This window comes from Paralcaligenes ginsengisoli (assembly GCF_054781135.1).
This window is the reverse complement of sequence record NZ_BAAGUZ010000022.1, coordinates 41,727-53,417: the sequence shown is the minus strand read 5'-3', so window position 1 is coordinate 53,417 and position 11,691 is coordinate 41,727. Positions and strand designations below refer to the sequence as shown.

Annotated in this window: 11 protein-coding genes; 8 read left to right on the top strand and 3 right to left on the bottom strand. The window is 61.2% G+C overall.

Annotation, left to right across the window (positions count from 1 at the left end; translation table 11 throughout):
- The 7 genes from ACYVIS_RS11860 to ruvB form a co-directional block, all read left to right on the top strand.
- The coding region (locus tag ACYVIS_RS11860) for a hypothetical protein (RefSeq protein WP_460874045.1) at positions 1–188 on the top strand (188 nt) is incomplete at its 5' end.
- Between the two features lie 91 nt (positions 189–279).
- Positions 280–1,299: a tRNA dihydrouridine synthase DusB gene (gene dusB, locus ACYVIS_RS11855; RefSeq protein WP_232740874.1), complete on the top strand. Its 1,020-nt coding sequence runs from the start codon at positions 280–282 to the stop codon at positions 1,297–1,299.
- A gap of 35 nt (positions 1,300–1,334) precedes the next feature.
- Positions 1,335–1,574 carry a helix-turn-helix domain-containing protein gene (locus ACYVIS_RS11850; protein ID WP_232740875.1) on the top strand — a complete coding sequence of 80 codons (240 nt, stop codon included), beginning with the start codon at positions 1,335–1,337 and terminating at the stop codon, positions 1,572–1,574.
- 21 nt (positions 1,575–1,595) lie between these two features.
- The gene (purH, locus tag ACYVIS_RS11845) at positions 1,596–3,188 is read left to right on the top strand and encodes a bifunctional phosphoribosylaminoimidazolecarboxamide formyltransferase/IMP cyclohydrolase (protein ID WP_232740876.1); all 1,593 of its coding nucleotides are present in this window, start codon (positions 1,596–1,598) and stop codon (positions 3,186–3,188) included.
- Positions 3,188–3,733: a crossover junction endodeoxyribonuclease RuvC gene (gene ruvC / locus ACYVIS_RS11840; RefSeq protein ID WP_232740877.1), complete on the top strand. Its 546-nt coding sequence runs from the start codon at positions 3,188–3,190 to the stop codon at positions 3,731–3,733. The genes purH and ruvC overlap by 1 nt, the downstream gene beginning before the upstream one ends.
- A 21-nt stretch (positions 3,734–3,754) precedes the next feature.
- Positions 3,755–4,330 carry a Holliday junction branch migration protein RuvA gene (ruvA, locus tag ACYVIS_RS11835; RefSeq protein WP_232740878.1) on the top strand — a complete coding sequence of 192 codons (576 nt, stop codon included), beginning with the start codon at positions 3,755–3,757 and terminating at the stop codon, positions 4,328–4,330.
- Positions 4,331–4,386: 56 nt separating this feature from the next.
- Entirely contained in the window at positions 4,387–5,451 is a 1,065-nt protein-coding gene (ruvB, locus tag ACYVIS_RS11830; protein ID WP_232744645.1) for a Holliday junction branch migration DNA helicase RuvB, read from the top strand.
- A 209-nt stretch (positions 5,452–5,660) separates the two neighbouring features.
- Here the strand turns inward: ruvB and recQ are convergent, their stop codons facing one another.
- The 3 genes from recQ to ACYVIS_RS11815 all read right to left on the bottom strand — a co-directional run bounded on the left by recQ (position 5,661) and on the right by ACYVIS_RS11815 (position 10,722).
- Positions 5,661–7,493: a DNA helicase RecQ gene (recQ, locus tag ACYVIS_RS11825; RefSeq protein ID WP_460874044.1), complete on the bottom strand. Its 1,833-nt coding sequence runs from the start codon at positions 7,491–7,493 to the stop codon at positions 5,661–5,663.
- A 120-nt stretch (positions 7,494–7,613) separates the two neighbouring features.
- On the bottom strand, positions 7,614–8,843 hold the full coding sequence (locus tag ACYVIS_RS11820; RefSeq protein ID WP_460874043.1) for a hypothetical protein: 1,230 nt from the start codon (positions 8,841–8,843) through the stop codon (positions 7,614–7,616).
- A 97-nt stretch (positions 8,844–8,940) separates the two neighbouring features.
- A complete protein-coding gene (locus tag ACYVIS_RS11815) occupies positions 8,941–10,722 on the bottom strand; it encodes a ClcB-like voltage-gated chloride channel protein (RefSeq protein WP_370636006.1) in 1,782 nt (593 codons plus the stop codon).
- A 264-nt stretch (positions 10,723–10,986) separates the two neighbouring features.
- On the opposite strand from ACYVIS_RS11815, the gene ACYVIS_RS11810 reads away from it, so the two are divergent.
- Positions 10,987–11,688, top strand: coding sequence for a response regulator (locus ACYVIS_RS11810; RefSeq protein ID WP_232740882.1), 702 nt, complete (start codon positions 10,987–10,989; stop codon positions 11,686–11,688).
- The last annotated feature ends 3 nt before the right edge of the window (positions 11,689–11,691 follow it).

Genomic DNA, 11,691 nt, shown 5'->3' with positions numbered 1-11,691 from the left:
CAGCACCACGACCGCTGGACGTGCCGGACTGCACAGCACCGCCCACCCTGCGGCGTCTTTATAGAAAGACCCCCCCAGCCAACACGGCAAACACAACCCAAAGTCATAAGCTCAAGCCAAAACAACTCAAAAATAAAATGACTGAAAAGCGTCCAGTGCAGCAAACACTCGAAGCAAAAATGCGCTAACAGCGTGCTTTACCGCCGATCGGCCCCGGACACAAACCCCCGACGCTACGAAATAGCCTGACGAATTCAAATAGGGGGTTAAAATCCCCCGATGCGCATTGGTCCCTGGTCCCTTCCCAATACTGTTTTTGTTGCCCCCATGGCAGGGGTAACCGATCGCCCCTACCGGCAATTGTGTAAAAAATTGGGTGCCGGCTACGCCGTTTCGGAAATGGCCGCCAGCAACCCGCGCCTGTGGGAAAGCGTCAAAACATCGCGCCGCCTGAATCACGACGGTGAAATCGACCCCATTTCCGTGCAGATCGCCGGCTCCGATCCCGGCATGCTGGCCGAGGCAGCCCTGTTCAATATCGAGAAAGGCGCCTGCATCATCGATATCAATATGGGCTGCCCGGTCAAGAAAGTATGCAATGTCGCCTCCGGCTCGGCACTGCTGCGCGACGAAGATCTGGTCGCCCGCATTCTCGACAGCGTGGTCGGAGCCTGCTCGCCTCTGGGCGTGCCGGTTACGCTCAAGACCCGTACCGGTTGGGACCGCCAGAATCGCAATGCGCTACGCATCGCGGCTCTGGCCGAGCAGGCGGGCATCGCCGCCCTGACCCTGCACGGGCGCACCCGGTCCGATTTGTATCAGGGCCACGCCGAGTACGATACGATCAAGGAAGTGAAAAACGCAATCAAAATTCCCGTCATTGCAAATGGGGATATCGATACTCCCGAAAAAGCGCAATACGTACTACAGTACACCGGTGCCGATGCCGTCATGATCGGCAGAGCCGCACAAGGCCGTCCATGGATTTTCCGCGAAGTGGCGCATTATCTGGCAACCGGGTCGCGCCTGCCGCCCCCCAGTTACGGCGAACTGCGCTCATGCCTGCTGGATCATCTCGACGACCACTACCGGTTCTACGGAGAATTCACCGGCGTGCGTTCCGCGCGCAAGCATATCGGCTGGTATCTTGCCGACCTGCCCGATAGCGAAACACTGTTACGCAGCATTAACCAAATAGACAACACCCGCGATCAAACCTCTGCCCTCAAGCAATGGTTCGATCATCATCTTTCCGACGAGCTCGTTGCGCCCCTGCCGAATCAAGCCCTAGCCGCCTGAACCGCGAATGCCGCAACCTTATTTAATTATCCGCCATGAGTAACAAGAATCCCTTAGAACAATCGGTACGCGACCGCCTCGAACTTTACTTTTCCGACCTCGGCGACTCCGAGCCGCGCGACATACTGGCCATGGTTGTAAATTGCGTAGAAAGGCCTGTCCTGCAAGTCGCCCTCGAAAAATCCAAGGGCAATCAATCGAAAGCCGCCGAGATACTCGGCGTTACCCGCAGCACGCTGCGCAAGAAGCTGCTCGCCCACAATCTGCAACCTTAATTCCCTATTCCCGCCCCACACATGAAGATCCAGACAGCTTTACTCTCGGTTTCGGACAAAACCGGCATTGTTGAATTTGCCCAGACACTTGCCCAGCGCGGCGTGCGGCTGCTCTCGACCGGAGGCACGGCAAAACTGCTGGCGCAGGCCGGACTCGAAGTCACCGAAGTGGCCGCCCACACAGGCTCGCCTGAAATTCTCGACGGCCGGGTCAAGACCCTGCACCCCAAAATCCATGGCGGCCTGCTGGCGCGCCACGACAGCCAGGAACATCTGGATACACTCGCACAGCACAACATAGAGCGTATCGACCTGCTGGTCGTCAATCTGTATCCGTTTCGCGAAACCATCGCCAAACCCGATTGCTCCTTTGCCGATGCCGTCGAAAACATCGATATCGGCGGCCCCGCCATGCTGCGCGCCGCCGCCAAGAATCACGGCACGGCAGTGGGCGGAGTCACGGTAGTCATCGACCCGAGCGACTATGCGCGTGTGCTGTCCGAAATGGACAGCCCCGCGGGGCAAACGTCATACGGCCTGCGCCTCGAGCTCGCCACCAAAGCCTACGCCCATACCGCGGCCTACGATGGCGCGATCGCCGATTACCTGAGCAGCCTGGCCGTGGCCGAGCCCGAGCAGGAGCAGGCTCCCGCCCGCCATCCATGGCCGCGCACCCTTACCTTGCAAATGCAGCAGCAGCAAATCCTGCGCTACGGCGAAAATCCGCATCAGGCCGCCGCCTTCTATATCGACCCGCATCAGGGTGCCGGCCTGCTGGGCGGCTACCGGCAGTTGCAGGGCAAAGAACTGTCCTACAACAACATTGCCGACGCCGATGCGGCCTGGGAGTGCGTGCGCAGCTTCGACACCCCCGCCTGCGTCATAGTCAAGCATGCCAATCCGTGCGGCGTGGCCATTGCCGACGCCCCTCTGGCCGCCTATCAACAAGCCTTCAAGACCGACCCGACCTCGGCGTTCGGCGGCATTATTGCCTTCAACCGCCAGGTCGATGCCGCCACCGCCCAGGCAATCAGCACGCAGTTTGTCGAAGTTCTGCTGGCCCCCGGCTACGATGCCGACGCCCTGGCAATCTTCGCCGCCAAGAAAAATGTGCGGGTCCTGCAAGTGCCGCAAGGGCAGGCTCATAACGCTTTCGACGTCAAACGGATCGGCGGCGGCTGGCTGGTGCAAACTCCCGACAACTACCAGGTGGCCGCGGGCGACTTCAAGGTGGCCACGCGCAAGGCACCGACAGAACAGCAAATGAAAGACCTGATGTTCGCCTGGAAAGTCGCCAAATACGTCAAATCCAACGCCATCGTTTTCGTTGCCAATGGCATGACGGTCGGCGTGGGCGCAGGTCAGATGAGCCGCGTCGATTCGGCCCGTATCGCTTCGATCAAGGCGGCCAATGCCGGCCTGACTCTGGCCGGCTCGGCAGTGGCCTCCGATGCGTTCTTCCCGTTTCGAGACGGGCTGGACGTCGTCATCGATGCCGGTGCCAACTGCGTGATTCAACCGGGCGGCAGCATGCGCGACGATGAAGTCATCGCGGCGGCCAACGAGCGGGGCATCGCCATGGTGCTGACCGGTGCCCGTCACTTCCGCCACTGATGCGCATTCTCGGAATCGACCCGGGTTTGCGCCGCACGGGCTTCGGCGTTATCGAAGCCCAGGGCATGCGCCTGAGCTATATCACCAGCGGCACCATCGTCATTCCTGCCGATCAACCGCTGGCGCAGCGCCTGAAAGTCATACTCGACAATCTGCGCGAAATCGTACAGGCCAATCAGCCGACGGTTTCCGCCATGGAAAAAGTGTTCGTCAACACCAACCCCACATCCACGCTGCTGCTCGGACAGGCCCGCGGCGCCGCCATGTGCGCCCTGGCGGACAGCCAGCTGCTGGTTCACGAATACACTGCGCTACAGATCAAGAAAGCGGTGGTGGGCAACGGTCATGCCGCCAAAGAGCAAGTGCAAAAAATGGTGCAGCATTTGCTGAGCCTCGACGGCCTGCCCGCCGCCGACTCCGCCGATGCCCTGGCCTGCGCCATCTGCCATGCCCACGTCGGACCGCTTGCGCAGCGCCTGAAGCAGGCCGGCGATCTGACCGGCCATCAGGGCAGCCGCCTGCGCGGCGGACGCCTGATCGGTTAACCACTTACTGAGGACGCCCCGATGATCGGACGCATCACCGGCACATTGCTGGAAAAGACCCCCCCCATGGTTTGCATCGACGTGGGCGGCGTAGGCTATGAAATCGACGTGCCCATGAGCACCCTCTACGACCTGCCCGAAACCGGCGCGCGCGTCACGCTCTACACGCATCTGGCCGTGCGCGAAGATGCCCATACCCTGTACGGTTTTTCCACCGCCAGCCAGCGCTCGACATTCCGGGCGCTGATCAAAGTCACGGGCATCGGCGCGCGCACCGCGCTGGCAGTGCTATCGGGCATGACTGTCGAAGAACTGTCCAGCGCCATTACACGCCAGGAAACCACGCACCTTACGCGTGTTCCAGGCATAGGCAAGAAAACCGCCGAACGCCTGTTGCTGGAACTGCGCGGCAAGCTGGGCGCCGATCTGGGCCACGGCGCGGCAAGCATCCCCTCCAGCACGGACGACATCCTGAATGCCCTGCTTTCGCTGGGCTATTCCAATAGCGAATCGCTGGCCGCACTCAAAGGCCTGCCCGAGGGCATCGACGTTTCCGAAGGCATTCGGCAGGCGCTTAAATCGCTCGCCAAAAGGTAAATACGCTCCTGCGATCGAGTAGTGTACGATATCTATACTTGCCTTTCACCAAGACCATGGCCATTCATTCCGACTCGCTATCCAGCACGCCCCCCGCCGAACGCATCGTTGCGCCGCAGAGCACCTCGCCCAATGAAGAATCGGTCGAACGGGCCTTGCGGCCGCGCGCGCTCAGCGAATATGTCGGCCAGCAGCGCGTCTGCGAACAGCTCGATATCTTTATCACGGCCGCGAAAAACCGCGGCGAGGCGCTGGACCATGTCTTGCTGTTCGGGCCGCCCGGGCTGGGCAAGACGACACTGGCCCACATCGTGGCACACGAAATGGGGGTGCAGTTGCGGCAAACCTCCGGCCCGGTACTGGAGCGTGCCGGCGATCTTGCCGCCCTGCTGACCAATCTGGAAAAAAACGATGTGCTGTTCATCGACGAAATTCACCGGCTGTCGCCGGTGGTGGAAGAAATTCTCTATCCGGCCCTCGAAGATTTTCAAATCGACATCCTGATCGGCGAAGGGCCTTCGGCACGCAGCGTCAAGATCGATCTCCAACCCTTTACCCTGGTGGGCGCCACGACACGCGCCGGCATGCTGACCAATCCGCTGCGCGACCGCTTCGGCATCGTATCCCGCCTCGAGTTCTACAACACCGACGACCTGACCCACATCGTCACCCGCAGCGCCCGCCTGCTCAATGCCGGCCTGACCAGCGACGGCGCCATCGAAATCGCCAAACGCGCGCGCGGAACGCCCCGCATCGCCAATCGGCTACTGCGGCGCGTACGCGACTACGCCGAGGTCAAGTCCAATGGCAAGATAGACGCCGCCGTGGCCGGCGCGGCCCTTGCCATGCTCGAAGTCGATCCGCAAGGCCTCGACCTCATGGATCGCAAACTGCTCGAAGCGATCATCCATAAATTCGACGGCGGCCCGGTCGGAGTCGACAGCCTGGCCGCCGCCATAGGCGAAGAGCGCGATACCATCGAAGACGTCATCGAGCCCTACCTGATTCAGCATGGCTATCTGCAGCGCACACCGCGCGGCCGCATGGCCACCAAAACGACCTGGCAGCACCTGGGCCTGGCCCCACCCAAGGCCGCGGACAGCAACGAACTGTTTTCCTGAACAATATTCCCGTTTAGTCACGTGGACCTGCGATCGCACAAAAACCCTTAAACGCGAGCGGGGGTGGCGGCCCAGGCGGGGTGGGCGAGCTTGAGTCCGCCGCGGCCGCAGCCTGGATCGGACGATGCGAGCTCCACCCCGCCTGGGCCGCCACCCCCGCGTCTTAAGAACGAGGATAGTCGCCATAGACAGCCCCCCCAAGCTCCCCCCTACGGCGCCGCGCGCACGTTGCGCAGCAGTTCTTCACCGTACGCCTCGAGCTTGCGCAGGCCCACCCCACTGATATGACTGAGTTCATCCAGAGACGACGGTGACTGCACCGCGATTTCACGCAAAGTCGCATCATGGAAAATGACATAGGCCGGCACGCCATGGCTGCGGGCTACCTCGGCACGCCAGGCCCTCAAAGCCTCGAAACGCTGCTGCGCCTCGGCCGGCAGGACAATTTCCGCTTCTTTGCGGCGCGTACTTGTCGATCGGCCGGAGCGCGCCGTTTTTTCCGGCTCGCGCCTGAGCATGAGGGTCTTTTCCCCCTTAAGCACCTGGCGGCTCGCGTCGGTCAGGGCCAGGGTGCCATAGCCTTCCTGATCCACGGCCAACAGGCTTTGCGCGAGCAATTGACGAAAGACGCCACGCCATGCCTGCTCGGACAAATCCGAGCCAATTCCGAATACGCTCAGGCTTTGATGTTCGTACTGCTTGATGCGCTCAGTCAGCTTGCCGCGCAGAATGTCGATGAGATGCCCCGCGCCGAAGCGCTGGCCTCGCTCGCGCCAGAGACGATACACGGCCGACAGGATTTTCTGGGCGGCAACCGTGCCATCCCAGGCTTGCGGCGGCTCCAGGCAGGTATCGCAGTTCCCGCAAGGCTCGATGCGCTGATCGAAATAGGCCAGCAGGCGCTGGCGCCGGCACGATACGGTTTCGCACAAACCGAGCATCGCATCGAGCTGCGATCCGAGGCGCCGCCGGAACAGGTCCTCGCCCGGCGACTCGTCGATCATGCGGCGCTGCTGCACCACGTCCTGCAAGCCATATGCCAGCCAGGCCGTCGCCGGCAGGCCATCGCGGCCGGCCCGGCCGGTTTCCTGGTAATAGCCCTCGATCGACTTGGGCAGATCGATATGCGCCACAAAGCGTACATCGGGTTTGTCTATGCCCATGCCGAACGCGATCGTGGCCACAATGACCAGGCCGTCTTCGCGCAGGAAGCGCGACTGATTTCCAGCGCGCACGGCGGCGCTCAGGCCGGCATGGTACGGCAAGGCGGGAATGCCATGCTGGCACAGGAACTCGGCGGTATCCTCGACCCTGGCGCGCGACAGGCCGTAAACAATGCCGCAATCACCCTGATGCTCGGTCTGTATGAACTGCAGCAACTGGCGCTTGACCTCGGCCTTTTCGACAATACGATAGCGTATATTGGGCCGGTCGAAGCTGGAAACGAAGTGACGCGCCGCAGTCAGGTCCAGGCGCTGCGCGATCTCCCGGCGGGTCACGGTCGTGGCGGTGGCCGTCAACGCTATGCGCGGCACCGCAGGCCAGCGCTCGGACAAGATCGACAAGCCAAGGTATTCAGGGCGGAAATCGTGCCCCCACTGCGAAACACAGTGGGCCTCGTCAATGGCAAACAGGGCGATCTCCCCTCCGGCCAGCAGCTCCAGGCATCGCTCGGTCAGCAAACGCTCGGGTGCCACGTACAAAAGATCCAGCTCGCCCGTCAGGAAGGCTTGTTCCACCTCGCGAGCCGTGCGCCAGTCCTGCGTGGAGTTCAGGAAGGCGGCCCGCACGCCCAGCTCGGTCAGGGTATCGACCTGGTCCTGCATCAAGGCGATAAGCGGCGATACCACCACCCCTGTGCCGGACCTGACCAAGGCTGGAATCTGATAGCACAGCGATTTGCCGCCGCCGGTGGGCATCAGAACCAGGGCGTCCCCTCCGTCGACGAGATGCTCGATGATGGCCTGCTGATCGCCACGGAAAGACTCATAGCCAAACACGCGTTGCAGGGTATCGAGTATCGTTTTGTGGGAAGCAGACATTCAGCGGCAATAAGAAAGTGGGCGGCTCCGCTCCTTTGCCGGAGCGGATGCCAAAAAGGCATTTTAATCGTCCGGCGGATGGCGTCGACCCCGGCAAATACGCTGGCGACGCCGAAACGGCTATTTAATGGGTATGGAAAAGCGCAGGCCTACATCATAATCGCCACTGAGCCGATCGCGGTCGGCCTTGAGCGAAACCTGCAGATTCGGGCTTAGCCAGAATTGCTGGGCCACCCCGAGATATTCCCTGGACGGGCCAGCCGCCGTATCGATCGCTTCGTAAGAACCCGTCAGATCGCCCCAGCGGCCCAGAGGCAAGGTCGCCGACAAAAGATTGCGGGTGAGCCCCCCCGCGTCGGTGGAAAAGTTTTCGTAACGGCTCAAATCCGAAAAGCCGGCTGTGCGCTGCTCATTGGTCCATGACAGTTTCAGCGTATCCAGAATGCTGGTTTCGTATCCGATCTGGTAGCGCAGGCCCTCATGCATATCCCGGCTGGCCTTGGCCACACCCGCCTTCCATACCCCCCATTGATGCGTATCGTACTGTCCCCCCACACCCATATTCTTCATGTCGGGAGCCCATTCAAGCTGGGACTCCAGCGTCAGGCTGGAAGTCCAGCCATAACGCACGACGGTATTGCCAGCCGCCGGCCCATACAACAAGCCGCCCTCTGTCGCCGCCTTGGGAGAATAATCGAGCGCACCCGCCATGGCGGAGTATTGCCACTGATCGGCGGCAACGTTGCCATTGGACAAGGATTGAGAAAACCGAATGCCACCCATGCGAGCCGCATTGCCCCAGCCCGGCGCCGCCGCCAGGTCATTGCCGAGAGTCAGGCCTGTGCCATTGCCCCTGGTATAGCGCCAGTTATGGGTTCCCAGCGTCCAGCCTTCGCCCGCGGTGCGATCCGGCACCCATGTTCCTTCCTCGGTCAAGACCTCTCCCATGGGCATCCAGCCGCTCGGCGCATAATCCGGTGTGCGCCAGCCTTCTTCCAGCTCGCTTATCGATGGGCCGGCAGCATCGGCCTGCGCATCGGTGGACGGCACGGATTCATCTGCCGCATCGGCGGGTGGCAAACCCTGGGGAGGCTCCACAGAAACCTCCGGCACTGAATACAGGTGTACGGGAGCAAGATCGCCCAGCGAGGGGCCGCTATCGGCGAGGATGTTCCGCGCCAGACCCACTACCGGCAATTCCGCGGCTTGCGCCTGCGCGATAAATTGAGGGCCGGCCCAGTTTCCTGCATCGGCTTTTGCCGGAACGTGGACCTGGACGCATCCGGCATACAGGCCCACCGCCAGCGCCATTCGCAAACCATTCTTCAAACAAAAAACTTTTATTGCCATAACTGCCCACACCACATCGGCACACCATGCCGCGCCACAATCTTCAAACACTCGAATTAATGGTAACGCAGCCTTGGGGCCGGCGTATACCCGGAAGTCATCTGGCGCGCCTGGCACGAACGTCGAGCATGACTTCGCCGCTGGCATCCATGGATTTTTTAAGCGCGCAATATTTTTCAAGCAAAGAAGACTTATACACCACGCCCAACAACCGAGGATGCTGCTCGCGGCTCACAACCGGCAGACGCTCGCCGGTAAAGTTCACAAAATACTCCTGCGCGTCGTCCAGCGTCATATCGGGATGCAGCGGCTTCACAAAATCGAGGCGCAATACCTCGCCAGCCAGTCGGTCCTGGGCATCCCTCTGATTGAGCAGCAAGCTGGTCAGGTCCTGCTGCGCGATCACGCCCTGATATATATTGTTTTCATCGACCACATACAAGTACTTGACGGGATAATCCAGAAACATCTGCAAGGCCGCCTTGACCGGAGCAGTGGTCGCCACGACCGTGACCGCCGGCTTGATCATTTCATTCAGTTCGGTATGGCGCAGCTGGTGGCGCAACAATACGTCGCGCTCGCGCACCAGCGTGACCTCGTACATGGCCACCTCGGCAATGGCCCGCGATACAAAATAGGCGATTACGCAAGCCAGCATCAGGGGCAACACAATCTGATAACTCAAGGTCATTTCAAAAATCATCAAAATGGCCATGAGCGGCGCGCTGGTTGCCGCACCCAGAAAAGCCCCCATCCCCACCAATGTAAACAGATACGGCTCGGCGGACATGCCGGGCCAGAACATGGCCACGATCTGCCCAAACAGGGTGCCAAACACGGCACCCACAAAGATGGAGGGTGTGAATACACCGCCGACCGCCCCGGACCCCACCGTGAGCGCCGTGGCAAGCACCTTGCACACCAGGATGAGCAGGACGGCATACCAGGTCCAGTTCGTATGCAACAGGGAATACACCACGCTATAGCCGTTGCCTGCAACCATGGGCATGAAAATCGACAGAAGTCCCAGCAAGGCCCCCCCCAGGCCCAGGCGGGCCGGCAGCGGCAGTTTGGTGCCTTTGAAGGTTTTCTTTGAAAAATCGAGAAATTTGAGGAATTGAGGGGCGGCCACTCCTGCCAGAACCCCCAGCACAATGAACGGCAGAATCTCGACGCCGCCAATCTGCGGGATATTCGTCATCTGATAGGTGGTCTGGTAATGGCCCGCCATGCGCATGACGATATTTGCCGTGGCCGCGGCAATCAGCAAGGGGCCGAAGCTTTGCATGGCCATGGTGCCCAGAACGATTTCGGCCACGAACAAGGCACCGGCAATCGGCGCCCCATAAGCGGCGGCCACGCCGGCGGCCGCACCGCAAGCCACCAGCAGCCGCAGGCGCGCGGTATTGAAGGAAGTAAAGCGGCCGATGGCCGAAGCGCTCAGGGAGGCCAGATGCACCATTGCGCCCTCGCGCCCTATCGAACCGCCCGAAGCCACCGTGCACAGGGAGGACAGCGATCGCAACAGGCCTTGCCGGATCGACAGGCGGCCGTCGCCTATGGCAACCGCCTCCATGTAGTCCGAATTGGCGCCAGCCTTGATTTTGGCGGCCCACCACAACAGGGCTCCGGCCACCACCCCCCCGGCCATCGGAAAAAGCAGGCGACCATACCAGGGCAGGCCTTGCGTTACCTGGACGATGGAGCCGCTATGCCCGGTCACCCAGTGCTGGACCAGGTGCATACCTTCGTGGAAAGCGATGGTGGTCAGCGCACCCAGAACGCCAACGACCGCGGCCCAACAGAGCATGGCGGGCAAATCGGAAAGCCAGGCATAGCCTTCCAGGCGTTTGCGCATCGAGGAAACCAAATCAGCCATCATGCAGAATCAGTATAAAAAACCGGAAAACAGGCCGGCGACGCCGAGTTACCCGAACGACACTATCGGCCAGGACGGGCCTGGAGTCACGGCAGGCCTGTAATCATAGACGCGAATGGCTTCGTTTGCTGCAAAAGGATGCATCCACGGCACCCGATATTCTTGGGGTGTTCCGCCGACGCGACACGAAAAACACGGCAGCCAGGTATTTCAATTCATTTCCAAGCCTTGCCAGCCGGCCGGCGAATCGGCACACTGCCGGCTATGGATACCCCTTTAGTCAAAATTCTGGTCGTCGACGACGATCCGGCATTGCGCCAGTTGCTGGCCGATTACCTGAATCGCCACGGCTACGATACATTGCTGGCCGCCGACGGCAGCGATCTGGTTCAGCGCATACAACGTTATTCCCCCGACCTCGTCGTACTCGATCGCATGATGCCCGATGGCGACGGCGCCGAAGCCTGTCGCCGACTGCGGCAGCAGGGCGAGGACATTCCCGTCATTCTGCTGACGGGGCGCGACGAAACCGTGGACCGCGTCGTCGGCCTCGAGGCCGGCGCCGACGACTACGTCGGCAAACCCTTCGACCCCCGCGAACTTCTTGCCCGCATCGAAGCCGTTCTGCGCCGGAAGAAAGGCGCTTCGGCACTCACCAAAGAGCAACCCGTCGCATTCGGGCCGTTCGTGTTCGATCCGAGCACACGCCAGCTTTACAAAAACCAGGCCGTGGTCAAGCTGACCGGCGGCGAGGTCAACCTGCTGGAAGCATTGGTCAAGAACCCCGGCAAGCCGCTGTCGCGCGATCGCTTGCTGGCCCTGGCCCGCGACGACGACGAAGGCGAGCGCAACGACCGTGCCATCGACATCGCTGTCCTGCGCCTGCGCCGCTCCATCGAAGACGACCCGAAACAGCCGCGCTGGATACAGACCGTCTGGGGCGTGGGCTACCGTTTTGCCCCCTGAGCA